We start from the raw sequence: 16,034 nt of genomic DNA, 5'->3' as shown, positions 1-16,034 counted from the left end.
AAATTTTTTTGTGTGACCGCTGGTGTTGCATAATCTTCACACTCACTTACCTTTATTGATCCATGCCCGTCACCGGTGACCACCAATTACTCAAGCAACTCAACCGGATGGCCCTGGTGCGGCAGGTCAGCACCCAGCCCGGACTGTCGCGTGCCTCGCTGGCCGAGGTGCTGGGGCTGACCAAGTCGACGATCAGCATGCTGGTGCGCGACCTGGTGGACGAAGGCTGGCTGACCGAGCGCGAGCTGATCGCCACCGGCGAAGTGGGCCGGCGCGCGACGCCGCTGCACCTCGACCCGGGCCGCCTGGCCCTGCTCGGCGCGGAGATCGGCGTGGACGAAGCGCGCGTGCTCGCCACCAACCTCCTCGGCGAAGTGCTCGATACGCGCGTGGTCAGCTACGACGACAGCGCCGACCCGGCGTCCTGCATCAAGCTGGTGGCTGGCGGGCTGGTACGGCTGGCGCGCCGGCTCGGGCGCTCGACCGGGACAAGCGGCGCACGCCAGGTGCTGGGCATCGGCGTCGGCCTGCATGGGGGGGTGGACGAGACGCTCGGCATGCTGCGCTATGCGCCCCACCTGGGCTGGCGCAACGTCGACGTGGACAGTCAGCTGCGCGCGCATTTCGCCGGCACGCCGCTGGACGGGCTGCCGCTGTACATGCAGAACGAGGCGAACGTCGCGGCGCTGGCCGAGTTCGAATTCACCGGGCAGTCGGGCACCGACCCGCTGGTCTACCTGTCGATCGGCTATGGCGTGGGCGCCGGCGTGATCGTCGGCGACAACCTGCTCACCGGCCTGAACGGTTTCGCGGGCGAAGTCGGGCACGCGATCCTGCAGGCCAACGGACCGCGCTGCTCGTGCGGGCGCCGCGGCTGCGCGGACGCGCTGATCGGGCTGGGCTCATTGCTGGGCGCCGAGAAGCCGAGCCGTGCGGCGCTCGAGCGGCTGTTCGAGAAGGTGGCGCAGGGACAGCAGCAGACCTGCGCGGCGGTCACCGCGGCCGGGGAACAGCTCGGGGTACTGCTGAACAACCTGTGGGCCGCGTTCGACCCGATGGCGATCGTCATCGGCGGGCCGGCGCTCAGCCTGGGCGACACCCTGATCGCGCCGGCACGCCGGGTGCTGGCCGGCTACGCCGATGCCGCGCTCTTGAATGCGCCGGAGATCCGCACTTCGCGCTTCGGCGCGGATGCGGTCGCGGTCGGCGCCGCGGCGCTGGCGCGCCACCGGCTCACCCGGCCGCTCGACCTGCAGAGCATGGCGCGGCGGGTGGAAAAGGCGGGGCGCCAGGTGCGGCCGGCAGGGCTGGAGTCCGTAGGGTGGGCGGCTCGTAACTCGGGCATCTAGCCCGAGTTACGAGCCGCCCACCCTACGGCACCAGCAGCGCCAGCTGTTCCGGCTCCAGGTAGCACCACTCCCCTTCCTTCAGCCCGAGCGATTCCAGCGTCAGCCCGCCGATTTGCGAACGGTGCAGCGCGCTGCAATGGTTGCCGGCGGCCGCCAGCATGCGCTTGACCTGGTGGTACTTGCCCTGCTCCAGCACGATCTCGAGCAGGTGCTCGCCGCGCTGCACGCAGGAGACCGCCTTGAGCGGCGCCGGCTCGTCGTGCAGCTGCACCCCGGCCAGCATCTGCTCGACCAGCGCCTCGGTGACCGGCTCGGCGGTGGTGGCCTGGTAAACCTTGGGCACGTGGCGCTTGGGCGAGGACTGGGCGTGGATGAAGGGGCCGTCGTCCGACATCAGGAGCAGTCCGGTGGTGTCGTGGTCGAGGCGGCCGACCGGCTGCACCTCGCGCCACCCGAATTGCTCGGGCAGCAGGGTCAATACGCCGGGGTGGTGGCTCGGCTTGCGCGAGCACTCGTAGTTGGCCGGCTTGTACAGCGCAAGATAAAGGTGTTCGCGGTAGCGCCATTCCTCGTCGAACACCGTCAGCACCAGGTCGGTCGTATCGAACGTGGCCTTGTAATTGTCTTCGACCGCGCCGTTGACCAGCACGTCGCCGTCCTCGATCAGCGCGCGGCAGTATTTGCGGGTGCCGAATCCCTGCGATTGCAGGATCCGGTCCAGGGATAGTTTGCTCATGGGGCGCCACTTTAACAGAAGGGGCTGTCCCGACAAAGCGCTGCCCGCGCCCGTTTCCCTGGCGCTGATTACCCATTTGAGGTAAGTAATATTCCGACAGGCCTTCGGATGCTTCCGCACATTTGATGCGCGTCAAGCCTAGGAAGATTCTGATTGATAGACTTCAACGCGTTAGGAATCCACCTAATGACACGAGGATATCTCTAGGCATACGTCCTCGCCCAGACTGATAGGACAAGACCGTGCATACCGACGCGCAACCGACCGATGGAGTTCTTCCGCAAGCAGCCGATCCTGCCGAGCGCCGCCAGATGGCCAGATTCCATGCAGCCCTGTTCCCCACCCGGCTGGCGCTGTCGCGCTGGCAGCATGGTGGCCACATTCCCCACCTGCACCATGGTGCTCCGGCGCTGCGTGCCGCCTGGTATGCCGCTGCCCGCCGCGATTTCCAGGCCTGGCTCGATCGCGGCGGCTTCAGCCAGTACGAGGAAGTCTCCCGTGCGCTGCCTGCCGGCTGCCAGCCGATGCGCGATGGCGATACCCAGCAGATCGGTACCTACATGTAGTTCCTGCCCGGTAAGTGAAAACGACGGCCGAGGCCGTCGTTTTCACTTCCTGAGAAGGATCACTACTGTGAGGAATTGAATTCTCTCGAAGCTGCACCTGGTGTGCAGTTGGGGGGCGGCTCTCGATCCGGGTGGCGAAGACGTTTGCTGTCGTGCCAGTCCGCCCTCGAGTCGCACCACCTCAATATAGAACATGTTCCGCAGGATGCAAGCAAAATATCAACGAAGCTGCGGAACAGCTCCCTTGTAGGCGGCCTTCACCGCGCCATTGCCCACCGCCGCGCCGAATTTCTTCAGCACGCGCTCCGGCAAGCCCTCGTGGGCGGTGTAGTCGACGATGTCCTCGGCCTTGACGATGTCGCGCGCCACGGTGTCGACGGTGCCGTAGCCGTCGGCCAGGCCCATCGCCACTGCGCGTTCCCCGGTCCAGTACAGACCGGAGAAGGTTTCCGGGGTTTCCTTCAGGCGCTTGCCGCGGCCGGCGCGCACCACCGAGATGAACTGCTGGTGGATTTCGTTCAGCATCGCCTGGGCGTGCGCCTTGTGCTTGTCGGACTGCGGGCTGAACGGGTCGAGGAAGCCCTTGTTCTCGCCGGCGGTGAGCAGGCGCCGCTCGACGCCCAGCTTTTCCATGGTGCCGACAAAGCCGAAGCTGTCCATCAGCACGCCCACCGAGCCGACGATCGAGGCCTTGTTCACATAGATGCGGTCGGCCGCCGAGGCGATGTAGTAGCCGCCCGAGGCGCAGATCTCGTCCACCACCACGTACAGGGGCTTGTCCGGGTAGCCGCGCTTGAGGCGCTGGATCTCGTCGACGATGATGCCGGCCTGCACCGGGCTGCCGCCCGGGCTGTCGATGCGCAGCACCACCGCGGCCGAACCGGCGTCGGAAAAGGCCTTGTTCAGCGAGGGGATTACGGTGTCGGCCGCGCCGCTGCCTTCGGCTTCAATCTCGCCGTTGATTTCGATCAAGGCCGTGTGGCGGCCCAGGTTTTCGTCGCCGCCGAAGCCGATGCTGGAATCGTAATAGGTCGCCAGCGCCAGGATCGCGACCAGCAGGAAGCTCAGCTTGAAGAAGATGCCCCAGCGGCGCGCGGCGCGGCGCTCCTGCACGGTGGCAAACACCAGTTTTTCGAGGGTCGCGCGTTCCCAGTTGCCGATGCTGGGATCGGCGGCAAGCCGCTTGTCGGCCTGGCTGGAGGGATCGTGGTCGTGACTCGCTTGCTCGCTCATTCGCTCAACATTCCGGTTTCGATATTGTTACACTGCGGAGCGTCCGCGCCATTCAAGGCGCGGGCGCGCATACCATCTCGTCGGGCTGCCACCAGATGCCGCCATCCCGTTCGCTCACGGCGATCGGCCGCAGCCGGCCGCCGCGGCACGGTCCGCCGGCGCACTTGCCGGTGTCCGGCTGGTACACCGCCCCGTGGGTCGCGCACATCAGGTACAGCCCGCTCGACTCGAAAAAATCGCCCTCCGACCAGTCGAGTTCGATGGGTACGTGCGCACAACGATTCAGGTAAGCAAATGGTTTACCTGCATAACGTACCACAAAGCCGGTCGTCGGATGCCCAAAGGCAATAACCGGGAAGCGCACACCCTTGCCGCCGTCGAGCAGCGCGGATGCTTCGCATACGAACAGGCTGTTATCGTCGGTCATCGTTACGCGTTTTCCAGCAGCCAGGTGTGCAGCTCAGGGATCGAGCGGGCCGAGAAGATCGGCTTGCAGGCCTGCAGCTGGTGCACCGGATGAGCGCCGAATTCGACCGCGATACCGGCGGCGCCGGCATTGTTCGCCATCATCAGGTCGTGGGTGGTGTCGCCGATCATCACGGTGCGGCGTAGAATCTGGCCCAGTTCGCGCGTCAGTTCCTGCAGCATGGCCGGGTGCGGCTTGGAGAAGGTCTCGTCGGCGCAGCGGGTGGCGTCGAACATGGCCAGCAGGCCGGCCGCGTTCATGGCGCGGTTCAGGCCCACGCGGCTCTTGCCCGTGGCCACCGCCAGGAAGTAGCCCTGCTGCGCAAGATCGGTCAACATCTCGCGAACGCCCTTGAACAGCACCAGTTCGTGGTCCTTGGTCAGGAAGTGGTAGCGGTAGCGCTCCACCATGCGCGGGTACAGCACCGGGTCGATGTCGGGCAGCACCGCCTGCATGGCTTCGGACAGGCCGAGGCCGATCACGTGCGAGGCCGAAGCGTCGCTCGGCACCGGCAGCCCGAGGTCGCGGGCCGCCGACTGGATACAGCGGACGATCGCCGCCGTGCTGTCCATCAGCGTGCCGTCCCAGTCGAAAACGATCAGGTCAAATTGCTTTCTTGGCATTGTTGTCGGCGCTCTACCGCCGGGTCCTATGGTTTTGTAGGGTGGGCGGAAGACCCGCCCACCCTACATTTATTTATATTAGTGGTTGCCCCAAGCTTACCAAGAATCGGTCGCACTCGGCCGGCAGCGGCGCGCGCAAGGTCAGCGGCTGGCCGGTGTCGGGGTGGGTGAAGGTGATCTGGTAAGCGTGCAGGAACATGCGCTTGAGCGCCCCGCGCTCGGCAGTTGCCTTCTGAAGCTGCTTGTTCAATGCAAAATCGCCGTATTTCTCGTCACCGAGGATCGGAAAGCCGCTCGAGGCCAGGTGCACGCGGATCTGGTGCGTGCGGCCGGTCTTGAGCTCGGCTTCGAGCAGGGCGAAGTCCTTCCACTTGCGCTTCAGGTTGAACACCGTGTGCGCTTCCTGGCCGCCGGCCTGCACCACCACGCGGCGCTCGCCGTCCGACGTCGTGAATTTATGTAAAGGGAGCTTTACATGCTGGCGCTTGTTGGTCCAGTCGCCAAGCACCGCGGTGAGGTAGCGCTTGTCGGTCACGCCGTCGCGCATCTGGTCGTGCAGGTTGGTCAGGGCCGACCTTTTTTTAGCGATGAGCAGCAGGCCCGAGGTCTCGCGGTCGAGCCGGTGCACCAGTTCCAGGAACTTGGCCTGCGGCCGCGCCGCGCGCAGCTGCTCGATGACGCCGTAGGACACGCCCGAGCCGCCGTGCACGGCGACGCCGGCCGGCTTGTCGATGACGAGCAGGTGCGTGTCCTCGAACACGATCGGGAATTCGACGCCGGGCGTGGCCTGCTGGCTGGCCTTCTCGGCGATGCGGATCGGCGGAATGCGCACCAGATCGCCTTCGACGAGGCGGTACAACTGGTCGATGCGGCCCTTGTTGACCCGGACTTCCCCCGAACGGAGGATGCGGTAGATGTGGCTTTTCGGGACGCCTTTGCAGACGCGCAACAGATAGTTATCGATGCGCTGGCCGGCCTCTTCCTCGGTGATTGTCACGAACTGCGCCTGGATTGTTGGCTGTGATGAAGGGGGAACAACATCGTTCTGTACCACTGTTCGCATTGTCTTCCCAGAAATTCTCTCTAAGTCCTTCATTTTGAATATATAATCGACAGGCGGCGGTCAAACCTCTGCTGGTGTAAGAATTAAAACGATATTTTACACAGGGGCGCGCTCCACCGGCCCCGCCATGAGCAAATTCGGTGGAAAAAAACGTGTACGCACATTCAGGCGCGAATCAGGGTTGCACCTGCAGTTGCAATCGGGTTGGGTGGCTGGATGCAGGATGGACTGTTTGGATTTGTATGGATAAGTACCGGCAAGCCGCGCCGTTCGCGGCTCGCCGGTTGATGGTGTCGATAACGCTTGTCGTTGTGGCCCGACCCGATGTCAGCCTCACCTGAAGGCTGAGCGTTACGGAAGGCTGATTGATCGCCTCGGTATCGAAGTCTTGGTTGTTCGCTGGCTACGGTTTGGCTCGTTGTTGCACACCGCCCCGCTGTCTCCGCCGTGCCCACCCCAACGTGGTGGCAGGCGGACCAGCTGCTGGTTGCGGCGTGCGTAGACAATGACGTTCGACTCCACTGCGCCCCGTGCGGCAGCGATGCATTGCGTCGCCCTGCCCCGTTCCGGGTATTCCCCCCTCCAGCATTCCTTCTCCGCGTACATTCCCTGTACTTTCGCCGCGCCTAACCAGCGCGGCATGACACGGCCTTCGGGTCGCGGAGTTAATAAAAATGAAACGCATGTTGTTTAATGCTACGCAGCAAGAGGAGCTGCGCGTAGCGATTGTCGATGGCCAGAAGCTGATCGACATCGATATCGAGACCGCCGGTCGCGAGCAACGCAAGTCCAATATCTACAAGGGTGTCATCACCCGCATCGAACCCTCCCTCGAAGCCTGCTTCGTTTCCTACGGCGAAGACCGCCACGGTTTCCTCCCCTTCAAAGAAGTTGCCCGTTCTTATTTCCGCGATGGCGTCGACGTGCGTAACTGCACGATCAAGGAAGCCCTCAAGGAAGGCCAGGAAATCATGGTCCAGGTCGAGAAAGAGGAACGCGGCAACAAGGGTGCCGCACTGACCTCCTTCATCTCGCTGGCCGGCCGCTACCTGGTCCTGATGCCGAACAACCCGCGCGGCGGCGGCGTGTCGCGCCGCGTCGAAGGTGAAGAGCGCCAGGAACTGCGCGAAACCATGGACAAGCTCGACCTGCCGCAGGGCATGTCGGTCATCGCCCGCACCGCCGGCATCGGCCGCACGGTCGAAGAACTGCAGTGGGACCTGAACTACCTGATGCAGCTGTGGCGCGCGATCGAAGGCGCCGGCAAGTCGGCCGCCGGTCCGTTCCTGATCTACCAGGAAAGCTCGCTGGTGATCCGCGCGATCCGCGACTACTTCCAGCCGGACATCGGCGAAGTCCTGATCGACACCGACGAGATTTTTGACCAGGCGCAGCAATTCATGTCGCACGTGATGCCGGACATGGCGCACCGCGTGAAGCGCTACAGCGACGACGTGCCGCTGTTCTCGCGCTTCCAGATCGAACACCAGATCGAGACCGCCTACGCGCGCACCGTGCCGCTGCCATCGGGCGGCGCGATCGTCATCGACCACACCGAAGCCCTGGTCTCCATCGACGTCAACTCGGCACGCGCCACGCGCGGCTCCGACATCGAAACGACCGCCTTCAACACCAACTGCGAAGCGGCCGACGAAGTGGCCCGCCAGCTGCGCCTGCGCGACCTGGGCGGCCTGATCGTGATCGACTTCATCGACATGGAAGTGGCCAAGAACCAGCGCGAGGTGGAAACTCGCCTGAAGGAAGCCCTGCACCATGACCGTGCACGCGTCCAGATGGGCAAGATCTCGCGCTTCGGCCTGATGGAGCTCTCGCGCCAGCGCCTGCGTCCTTCCCTGTCGGAAGGCTCGCACGTGACCTGCCCGCGCTGCTCGGGCACCGGCCACATCCGCGATACCGAATCCTCGGCCCTGCAAGTCCTGCGCATCATCCAGGAAGAGGCCATGAAGGAGAACTCGGCCGCGATCCACGTGCAGGTGCCGGTCGACGTCGCCGCCTTCCTGCTGAACGAAAAGCGCGGCGAAGTGCTCAAGATCGAGAACCGCCACCGCATCACCGTGATCCTGATCCCGAACAAGCATCTGGACACCCCGCACTACAAGCTCGAGCGCATCAAGCACGACGACCCGCGCCTGGAAGACGCCGCCGCCAGCTACACCATGGCGGAATCGGCCGAGACCGACATGGGCTTCGCCAAGCGCCAGAAGGAAGAAGCCAAGCCGCGCCAGGAAGCCGTGGTCAAGACCATCACCCCGGCCCAGCCGGCCCCGATGGTGGACCGCAGCGAAGCGGCCAAGCCGGCCAAGGCCGCTGCCCCGGCAGCCCCGGTCGCGGCTCCGGCGCCAGCCGCGCCGGCACCAAGCGAACTGGGCTTCTTTGCCCGCATCAAGAAATTCTTCATGGGCGAGCCGATCCCGCCGGCGCCGGCACCGGCACCCGTGGTGGCTGAAAAGCCGGCCGCGCCGGCCGCAGCAGCCGAGCGCGGCGAGCGCGCCGGCCGCAATGGCCAGCGCACCCGCAACGGTCGCGGCGCCAAGGGTGGCCGTGACCGCGACGAGCGCGACCTGACTGCCAAGACCGAGGAAGGCGTCAAGCCGGTGGAAGCCGACGCCAAGCCGGCCCGCCAGCCGCGCGAGAAGCGTGAGCCGCGTGAAGCACGTGCACCGCGCGAGCCGCGTGAGCAGCTCGACACCGCAGCGGCCGCGCCGCGCGCCGAGCGCGAGCCGGGCGAACGCAAGGAACGCGCACCGCGCCAGCCGCGTGGCGAGCGCACCGAGCGCGCCGTCCAGCAGCCGGTCGAAGCCAAGGCGGAAGAGCTGAAGCTGCAGGCCGTCCCGGCCCCGAGCGACGAAAGCGAACTGTCGACCACCACCCCGCACGGCGACGTGCTGGACCACGCGGTGAAAGTGGCGGCATCGGGCGCCAACGGCGAGGAACTGGACGCCGAAGGCGGCGACGAGCCGCGCCGCCGCCGCCGCCGCGGTGGCCGCAACCGCAACCGCCGCGACCGTGACCAGGTCGAAGGTATGGAATCGGCAGAAGGCATCGACGGCGCCCCGGCCTTCACGCCGGTCGCCGACGAGGAAGCCGCCAAGGTTGCGGCCGAGGCCAAATCTGCGCCGAAGGCGAAGGCTGCCGGCGAGCAGGGTCCGTGGCCCTTCCCGACCGCTGCATCGGTGGCTGCCAAGGCGAAGGCCGAAGCGGACGCCGTGGCCGCCGCGGCTGCACCGGCTCCGGTTGCCGCGCCGGCACCGGTTGCCGAAGCTGCTCCGGCCGTGGCTGCGGCAGTGGAACGTGGTCCGTGGGTCTTCCCGACCGCGGCTTCGATGGCCGCCCTGAAGGCCCCGGCCGCCCCGGCTGCAGAGCCGGCACCGGCGCCTGTGGCTGAAGCACCGGCTGCGCCGGTCGCTCCGGTTGCCCCGGTGGCTGCCGAGCCTGTGCAGACAGCCCCAGCCCCAGCGCCAGTCGCCGCTGCTCCGGCTCCGGCTCCTGCACCGAGCGCCGCGCCGATCGACATGAACGACCTGCTGTCCAAGGCTGGCCTGCAGCTCGCATCGACCGATCCGGAAAAGCTGCGCGCCGCCCAGGAAGCCGCCGCCCAGGCCAATCCCCCGCAACGCGTCGGCCGCGCCCGCAAGCCGGTCCAGGCGCCGGTGGACGAGCCGCTGATCCAGGTGGATACGCGCCAGTAAGCGCTAGCTTGCTGTCGTAGCGAAAAGGGAAGCCCACTGGGCTTCCCTTTTTTGTTTTGCGCATTGAAACATCGGAGTCAAACATCGGGGTCAGGTCTGACATTCGGACACGAACTCAAGCGTAAGTTGTTTGTATTGCCGAGCCCGTGTCCAAATGTCAGACCTGACCCTGCACCTACCGGATGAGCCGCCCACCCTACGACAGCATCGCCGTCATATTGCTGGGTTACGATAGCAAGATGCAATCGCCCGCCCCCATCACCTTCCGCGAAGCCCTGCTCTACTGGCTCAAGCTCGGCTTGATCAGCTTCGGCGGCCCCGCCGGCCAGATCGCCCTGATGCACGGCGAACTGGTCGAGCGACGCCGCTGGATTTCGGAGCAGCGCTTCCTGCACGCCCTGAACTACTGCATGCTGCTGCCCGGCCCCGAGGCGACCCAGCTGGCGGTCTACATCGGCTGGCTCCTGCACCGCACCTGGGGCGGCATCCTGGCCGGGCTGCTGTTCATCCTGCCCTCGCTGGTCCTCCTGACCGGCCTGTCCTGGATCTACCTCACCTGGGGCCACCTGCCGGTCATCGCCGGCATCATGGCCGGCATCAAGCCGGCCGTGGTGGCGATCGTCATCGCCGCCGCCTGGCGCATCGGCACGCGCACCCTGCGCAACGGCATGCTCGCCGCCATCGCCGCGCTGGCCTTCGTCGCCATCGCCCTGCTCGACATTCCCTTCCCGCTGATCGTGCTGGGCGCAGCAACGGCCGGCCTCATAGGCGGCCGTCTCTGGCCCCAGCGCTTCCAGCCCGGCGGCGGACACCCGGCCGACCGCAAGCACTACGGCCCCGCCCTGATCGACGACGATACCCCCAGCCCGGCGCACGCCCGCTTCTCGCTACGCGCCCTGGCCAAGGCCCTGCTCATCGGCATCGGCCTGGCGCTCGCCGCCTGGCTCGTGCTCGCCGCCGTGTATGGCGTGGATGGGACGCTGGCGCGCATGGGCTGGTTCTTCACCAAGGCCGCCCTGATGACCTTCGGCGGCGCCTATGCCGTGCTGCCCTACGTGGTGCAGGGCGCGGTCGAGAAGTACGGCTGGCTCAGCGCCACCCAGATGATCGACGGGCTGGCGCTGGGCGAGACCACGCCCGGGCCCCTGATCATGATCGTGGCCTTCGTCGGCTTCGTCGGCGGCTGGACCCATGCGCTGTTCGGCCCGGACGCGCTGGCCCTGGGCGGCATCGCCGGCGCACTGGTAGCAAGCCTGTTCACCTTCCTGCCCTCGTTCGTCTTCATCCTGGCAGGCGGACCGCTGGTCGAGTCGGGGCGCGGCAACGTGCGGCTGACGGCGCCGCTGACCGCAATCTCCGCCGCCGTGGTCGGGGTGGTCGCCAGCCTGGCCGTGTTCTTCGGCCAGCACGTGTTCCTTGCCGGCGGCCAGGTCCGGCCGGGGGCGATCGCCATCGGCGCCGCCGCCAGCATCGCCCTGCTGCGCTACAAGGTGGGGCCGATCAAGCTGATCGCCGCCTGTGCGCTGGCGGGGCTCGTGCTATCGTATTGGCATGCCTGACAAAATCATTCCGATTACCGACCTGCGTTCGCCCGCGATGGCGGTCCCGGGCGCGCCGGAAGCGCCAAGCGGCCTGCTCCTGGACGCCCTGGGCCGGCCGCTGCACGACCTGCGCATCTCGGTGACCGACCGCTGCAACTTCCGCTGCGTCTACTGCATGCCGAAAGAGGTCTTCGACAAGGACTACGCCTACCTGCCGCACGGCGAGCTGCTCTCCTTCGAAGAAATCACGCGCGTGGCGCGCCTGTTCATCGCCCACGGCGTCGAGAAGATCCGCCTGACCGGCGGCGAGCCGCTGCTGCGCAAGAACCTCGAAGGCCTGGTAGGCATGCTGCGTTCCCTGGGCACGCCCAGCGGGCGCCCGCTCGACCTCACGCTCACTACCAACGGCTCGCTGCTGGCGCGCAAGGCCCGGGCCCTGAAGGATGCCGGCCTGGACCGCGTCACGGTCTCGCTCGACGCGCTGGACGACACGGTGTTCCGGCGCATGAACGACGTCGACTTCGCAGTCAGCGACGTGCTGCACGGCCTGGACGCGGCGCACGCCGCCGGGCTGGGGCCGATCAAGGTCAACATGGTGGTCAAGCGCGGCACCAACGAGGACCAGATCCTGCCGATGGCGCGCCACTTCAAGGGTTCGCCCTTCATCCTGCGCTTCATCGAATACATGGACGTGGGCGCCTCGAACGGCTGGAACATGGACGAAGTCATCCCTTCCGCCGAGGTGGTGCGCCGGATCGGGCTTGAATTACCGCTCGCTCCGCTTGCCGCCAACTACAGCGGCGAGACCGCTGCCCGCTGGCGCTACCTGGACGGCAGCGGCGAAGTCGGCGTCATCTCCAGCGTCACGCAAGCCTTCTGCCACGACTGCACCCGCCTGCGCCTGTCCACCGAGGGCAAGCTCTACACCTGCCTGTTCGCCACCCGCGGCCACGACCTGCGCTCCCTGCTGCGCGGCGAACGCAGCGACGCGGACATCGCGGGTGCGATCGCCCAGCTGTGGCGCGGGCGCGCCGACCGCTATTCGGAAACGCGCACCGTGGAGTCGTCGGGGCTGGCGCGCGGCGGCAAGAAGGTCGAGATGTCGTACATCGGCGGTTAATTTCGGGCTCACATGGACAAGAAACTCATCACGGGACTCATCCTGGCGGGCGGCCGTGGCTCGCGCATGGGCAATGTGGACAAGGGCCTGCAGCCCTTCCGCGGCAAACCGATGGCGCAGCACGCGATCGAGCGCCTGCTGCCGCAGGTCGGCTCGGTCATGGTCAACGCCAACCGCAACATCGATAGCTGGCTGGAGCTGGCCGCGCCGGTGTGGGCAGACGAAACGCCCGGCTTCGCGGGACCGCTGGCGGGCCTGGAAGCCGGCCTGCGCCACTGCGTCACGCCCTGGCTGCTGGCGGCGCCCTGCGATTCGCCCTTCCTGCCGCTGAACCTGGCCGAGCGATTGGCCGCCGCGGTCGAAGAAAACGATGCGGACCTCGCCTTTGCCGTCACCCAGGAACCGGGCATGCGGCCCCAACCCCATCCGGTGTTCTGCCTGGTGAGGGCGAGCCGGCTGCCGGTGCTGTCGCAATACCTGCTCGAGGGCGGACGCCGCATGGACGGCTGGTACAAGGACCTGAAGGCGGTCGAGGTGCTGTTCGAGGATGCCGACGCTTTCCGCAACATCAACACGCTGGAAGAACTGCAAGGCTTCGACGACACCTTGCCCCTGAGCCTGGCGAAGGTGACCAGCTGCCTGTCCGGCTACGATCCCGACGCCCTGCCCGTGCGCGACGCCCAGCGCATCATCCGCGAGTTCGTGCAGCCGGTGCGCGCGGTGGAAAAAGTCGCGCTGCGCGCCGCGCTCGGCCGCGTGCTCGCCGAGGACGTGATCTCGCCGATCAACGTGCCGGCCCACGACAATTCGGCCATGGACGGTTTCGCGCTGCGCGGCGAGGACCTGCGCGCCGACGCGCCGGTGACGCTGCGGGTGATCGGCACGACCTACGCCGGCAATGCTTCCGGCCTGGTTCCCGCCGCGGGCGAGTGCGTACGCATCATGACGGGCGGTGTCATGCCGGAAGGCTGCGACAGCGTCGTGCCGCAGGAATTCGTCACCCAGGAAGGCAAGACCGTCACCCTGCCTGCCGGCGTGATCCGCGCGGGAGACAACCGCCGCTTCGCCGGCGAAGACCTGAAGGCCGGCAGCGCAGCCTTGAAAGCGGGCCGCGTGGTGCGCCCCGCCGATCTCGGCATGATCGCCTCGCTCGGCATCGCCGAAGTCGCGGTGCAACGCCGCCTGCGCGTGGCCTTCTTCTCGACCGGCGACGAACTGCGCTCGGTCGGCGAGCCGCTGGGTGAAGGCTGCGTCTACGACAGCAACCGCTACACCATCTACGGCATGCTGCAGCGCCTGGGCTGCGACATCATCGACATGGGCGTGGTGCGCGACGACCCGCTGGCGCTGGAAGAGGCGCTGCGCAGCGCCTGCGAGAACGCGGACGCCATCATCACCTCGGGCGGCGTGTCGGTCGGCGCGGCCGACTACACCAAGCAGATCATGGCCAGGCTCGGCGACGTGACCTTCTGGAAGATCGGCATGCGTCCCGGACGCCCGCTGGCCTTCGGACGCGTCCATTCGAACGGCCGCAGCGCCTTCCTGTTCGGGCTGCCGGGCAATCCGGTGGCGGTGATGGTGTCCTTCTATTTCTTCGCGCGCGAGGCCCTGTTGCGCATGATGGGCGCCGAAGCTCCGCTGCCGCTGCTGCGCGCGCGTTCAAGCGGCGCAATCCGCAAGAAGCCCGGCCGCACCGAATACCAGCGCGGCATTCTGGCGCCCGGCGCGGATGGCCAGCCGGAAGTGCGCATCACCGGCTCGCAGGGCTCGGGCATCCTGCGCTCGATGTCCGAGGCGAACTGCATGGTGGTGCTGCACGACGAGCAGGGCAATGTCGCGGCGGGCGACATGGTGGACATCATCCCGTTCGAAGGTTTGATGTAAACGCCGGATCAATCCTCGGCGTCGACGCGTTCGCCGCCGAGCATCAGCTGCGCCGCCTCGCTCGGCAGCGCTTCCACCGACTTCAGCTTGCGCGCCATCTGGCGGCTGCGCACCTCGGCGCTTTCGATGTTCTTGGCGGCCTTCTCCAGCGTCGCCTTGGTGGTGGCCAGCACGTCGCCGAACTTGGTGAATTCGGTCTTCACCGCACCCAGCACCTGCCACACCTCGGACGAGCGCTTCTCCAGCGCCAGCGTACGGAAACCCATCTGCAGGCTGTTGAGCAGCGCGCTCAGGGTCGACGGGCCGGCGATCGTCACGCGCAAGCTGCGCTGCAGGTCGTCGGCCAGGCCGGGACGGCGCATCACCTCGGCGTACAGGCCTTCGGTCGGCAGGAACAGGATCGCGAAATCGGTGGTCGCCGGCGGCGACACGTACTTTTCGCAGATCGTCTTCGCCTCCACCCGCACCGCGCGTTCCAGCTCGGCGCCGGCGCGCGCCACGCCCTCGGCATCGGCCAGCTCGGCCGCTTCCAGCAGGCGTTCGTACTGCTCCTTCGGGAACTTGGCGTCGATCGGCAGCCACAAGGGCGGGCCGCCATCGACCACGCCAGGCAGCTTGATCGCGAACTCGACCCGTGCGCCGCTGCCCGCGATGGTCTCGACGTTCTTGGCATACTGGTCGACGGTGAGGACCTGCTCGAGCAGCATCTCGAGCTGCACTTCGCCCCAGGTGCCGCGGGTCTTGACGTTGGTGAGCACTCGCTTGAGGTCGCCCACGCCGATCGCCAGCTGCTGCATCTCGCCCAGGCCCTGGTGCACCTTTTCCAGGCGCTCGCTGACCTGTTTGAAGCTCTCCGTCAGGCGCGTCTCCAGGGTCGCGTGCAGCTTTTCGTCGACGGTCTGGCGCATCTCCTCGAGGCGCTTGGCGTTATCGTTCTGCAGGTCGCGGATCTTGGTTTCCAGCGTGCCGCGCACTTCCAGCATGCGCTGGGCGTTCGATTCGGTGAGGTTCGACAGGGTCAGCTGCAGGGTATCGGCGAAGCGCTTCAGGGCGCGCGCCTGCTCTTCGCGGCCGGCGCTCGATTGCAGCTGCATCTGCTGGCGCATGCCGTCGAACTGCTGCACGCTAGCGGCATGGTACTGGCCCATGTGCCCCGCCACCTCCTGGCGCGTGGCCTGGGCGGTGGATTGCATCTCGAGCCGCAGCTCGCGCTCCAGGCGTTCGATGTGGCGGCCGTCGCCGTTGGCGCGTGCGCGCAACAGCAGCACCAGCTGCAGGGCGATGATCACGAGCGCAGCAAGGAGGATCAGGAGTTCGGCGATACCCATGCGTCAGTCGGCCTTGTTCCGCATCCAGTCGGCGGTGTTGTAGAAGGACTGCATCAGGCGCATGCGCAGGTCTTCGTCGTAGCCCAGGTCTTCCATCGCCCAGGCCATGGCGCGCAGCCACTGGTCGCGCTCCTTGGTGCCGATGGCGAACCCCAGGTGTCGCGCGCGCAGGCGCGGGTGGCCGTAGCGTTCGACGAAGAGATCGGGACCGCCCATCCAGCCGGACAGGAACATGAACAGCTTTTCGCGCGAGCTGTCGTTGGGTTGCGGGTGCATGGCGTGGATGCCGGCGAATTCGGGTTCCAGCTGCATCAGGTCGTAGAAGCGGTCGACCAGTTCGCGCAGGCGCTCGGCGCCACCCATCACCTCGTAGAGGGTTTGTGTGTCAAGGGTATTCGGTTCGGACATGCCGCCA

At 66.7% G+C, this 16,034-nt stretch carries 13 protein-coding genes; 6 read left to right on the top strand and 7 right to left on the bottom strand.

Annotated features, from left to right (window positions below):
* Nucleotides 1-62 precede the first annotated feature (62 nt).
* Nucleotides 63-1,349, top strand: coding sequence for an ROK family transcriptional regulator (locus B2R83_RS08060; RefSeq protein WP_292039931.1), 1,287 nt, complete (start codon nt 63-65; stop codon nt 1,347-1,349).
* Between the two features lie 22 nt (nt 1,350-1,371).
* Here B2R83_RS08060 and B2R83_RS08055 read toward each other — a convergent pair whose 3' ends face one another.
* Nucleotides 1,372-2,085, bottom strand: coding sequence for a pseudouridine synthase (locus B2R83_RS08055; protein WP_036214697.1), 714 nt, complete (start codon nt 2,083-2,085; stop codon nt 1,372-1,374).
* Nucleotides 2,086-2,327: 242 nt separating this feature from the next.
* Here B2R83_RS08055 and B2R83_RS08050 point away from each other — a divergent pair, with 242 nt between their 5' ends.
* The gene (locus B2R83_RS08050) at nt 2,328-2,651 is read left to right on the top strand and encodes a hypothetical protein (protein ID WP_292039928.1); all 324 of its coding nucleotides are present in this window, start codon (nt 2,328-2,330) and stop codon (nt 2,649-2,651) included.
* A 219-nt stretch (nt 2,652-2,870) separates the two neighbouring features.
* On the opposite strand, the gene B2R83_RS08045 is transcribed toward B2R83_RS08050, so the two are convergent.
* The 4 genes from B2R83_RS08045 to B2R83_RS08030 all read right to left on the bottom strand — a co-directional run bounded on the left by B2R83_RS08045 (nt 2,871) and on the right by B2R83_RS08030 (nt 6,036).
* Nucleotides 2,871-3,884 (bottom strand): S49 family peptidase, encoded by a 1,014-nt coding sequence (locus tag B2R83_RS08045; RefSeq protein WP_292039926.1) that lies wholly within the window; start codon nt 3,882-3,884, stop codon nt 2,871-2,873.
* A gap of 52 nt (nt 3,885-3,936) precedes the next feature.
* Nucleotides 3,937-4,311, bottom strand: a complete 375-nt coding sequence (locus B2R83_RS08040; RefSeq protein WP_292039924.1) for a Rieske (2Fe-2S) protein — start codon at nt 4,309-4,311, stop codon at nt 3,937-3,939.
* 2 nt (nt 4,312-4,313) lie between these two features.
* Entirely contained in the window at nt 4,314-4,973 is a 660-nt protein-coding gene (locus tag B2R83_RS08035) for an HAD-IIIA family hydrolase (protein ID WP_281909926.1), read from the bottom strand.
* Nucleotides 4,974-5,046: 73 nt separating this feature from the next.
* Nucleotides 5,047-6,036 (bottom strand): RluA family pseudouridine synthase, encoded by a 990-nt coding sequence (locus B2R83_RS08030; RefSeq protein WP_292039919.1) that lies wholly within the window; start codon nt 6,034-6,036, stop codon nt 5,047-5,049.
* Between the two features lie 674 nt (nt 6,037-6,710).
* On the opposite strand from B2R83_RS08030, the gene B2R83_RS08025 reads away from it, so the two are divergent.
* The 4 genes from B2R83_RS08025 to glp all read left to right on the top strand — a co-directional run bounded on the left by B2R83_RS08025 (nt 6,711) and on the right by glp (nt 14,291).
* Nucleotides 6,711-9,746, top strand: coding sequence for an Rne/Rng family ribonuclease (locus B2R83_RS08025; protein ID WP_292039917.1), 3,036 nt, complete (start codon nt 6,711-6,713; stop codon nt 9,744-9,746).
* Nucleotides 9,747-9,985: 239 nt separating this feature from the next.
* A complete protein-coding gene (chrA, locus tag B2R83_RS08020) occupies nt 9,986-11,305 on the top strand; it encodes a chromate efflux transporter (protein WP_292039915.1) in 1,320 nt (439 codons plus the stop codon).
* Nucleotides 11,298-12,407: a GTP 3',8-cyclase MoaA gene (gene moaA / locus B2R83_RS08015; protein WP_292039913.1), complete on the top strand. Its 1,110-nt coding sequence runs from the start codon at nt 11,298-11,300 to the stop codon at nt 12,405-12,407. The genes chrA and moaA overlap by 8 nt, the downstream gene beginning before the upstream one ends.
* Before the next feature lie 12 nt (nt 12,408-12,419).
* A complete protein-coding gene (glp, locus tag B2R83_RS08010) occupies nt 12,420-14,291 on the top strand; it encodes a gephyrin-like molybdotransferase Glp (RefSeq protein WP_292039911.1) in 1,872 nt (623 codons plus the stop codon).
* 8 nt (nt 14,292-14,299) lie between these two features.
* On the opposite strand, the gene B2R83_RS08005 is transcribed toward glp, so the two are convergent.
* Both B2R83_RS08005 and B2R83_RS08000 read right to left on the bottom strand, forming a co-directional pair.
* Nucleotides 14,300-15,619, bottom strand: coding sequence for a DNA recombination protein RmuC (locus tag B2R83_RS08005; RefSeq protein WP_292039908.1), 1,320 nt, complete (start codon nt 15,617-15,619; stop codon nt 14,300-14,302).
* Between the two features lie 3 nt (nt 15,620-15,622).
* A complete protein-coding gene (locus B2R83_RS08000; RefSeq protein ID WP_292039906.1) occupies nt 15,623-16,027 on the bottom strand; it encodes a group II truncated hemoglobin in 405 nt (134 codons plus the stop codon).
* Nucleotides 16,028-16,034: the final 7 nt, after the last annotated feature.

The organism is Massilia sp. UBA6681 (genome assembly GCF_002454935.1).
Taxonomy (GTDB): Bacteria; Pseudomonadota; Gammaproteobacteria; order Burkholderiales; family Burkholderiaceae_D; genus Telluria; species Telluria varians.
Note: the sequence above shows the minus strand (reverse complement) of the source record. Positions and strands in the feature narration are given on the sequence as shown.

Excerpts from the sequence above, each read along its gene's own strand:
- B2R83_RS08060 (WP_292039931.1), top strand. The coding sequence starts at position 63 with ATGCCCGTCACCGGTGACCACCAATTACTCAAGCAACTCAACCGGATG.
- B2R83_RS08055 (WP_036214697.1), bottom strand. The coding sequence starts at position 2,085 with ATGAGCAAACTATCCCTGGACCGGATCCTGCAATCGCAGGGATTCGGC.
- B2R83_RS08045 (WP_292039926.1), bottom strand. The coding sequence starts at position 3,884 with ATGAGCGAGCAAGCGAGTCACGACCACGATCCCTCCAGCCAGGCCGAC.
- B2R83_RS08040 (WP_292039924.1), bottom strand. The coding sequence starts at position 4,311 with ATGACCGACGATAACAGCCTGTTCGTATGCGAAGCATCCGCGCTGCTC.
- B2R83_RS08035 (WP_281909926.1), bottom strand. The coding sequence starts at position 4,973 with ATGCCAAGAAAGCAATTTGACCTGATCGTTTTCGACTGGGACGGCACG.
- B2R83_RS08030 (WP_292039919.1), bottom strand. The coding sequence starts at position 6,036 with ATGCGAACAGTGGTACAGAACGATGTTGTTCCCCCTTCATCACAGCCA.
- B2R83_RS08025 (WP_292039917.1), top strand. The coding sequence starts at position 6,711 with ATGAAACGCATGTTGTTTAATGCTACGCAGCAAGAGGAGCTGCGCGTA.
- chrA (WP_292039915.1), top strand. The coding sequence starts at position 9,986 with ATGCAATCGCCCGCCCCCATCACCTTCCGCGAAGCCCTGCTCTACTGG.
- moaA (WP_292039913.1), top strand. The coding sequence starts at position 11,298 with ATGCCTGACAAAATCATTCCGATTACCGACCTGCGTTCGCCCGCGATG.
- glp (WP_292039911.1), top strand. The coding sequence starts at position 12,420 with ATGGACAAGAAACTCATCACGGGACTCATCCTGGCGGGCGGCCGTGGC.
- B2R83_RS08005 (WP_292039908.1), bottom strand. The coding sequence starts at position 15,619 with ATGGGTATCGCCGAACTCCTGATCCTCCTTGCTGCGCTCGTGATCATC.
- B2R83_RS08000 (WP_292039906.1), bottom strand. The coding sequence starts at position 16,027 with ATGTCCGAACCGAATACCCTTGACACACAAACCCTCTACGAGGTGATG.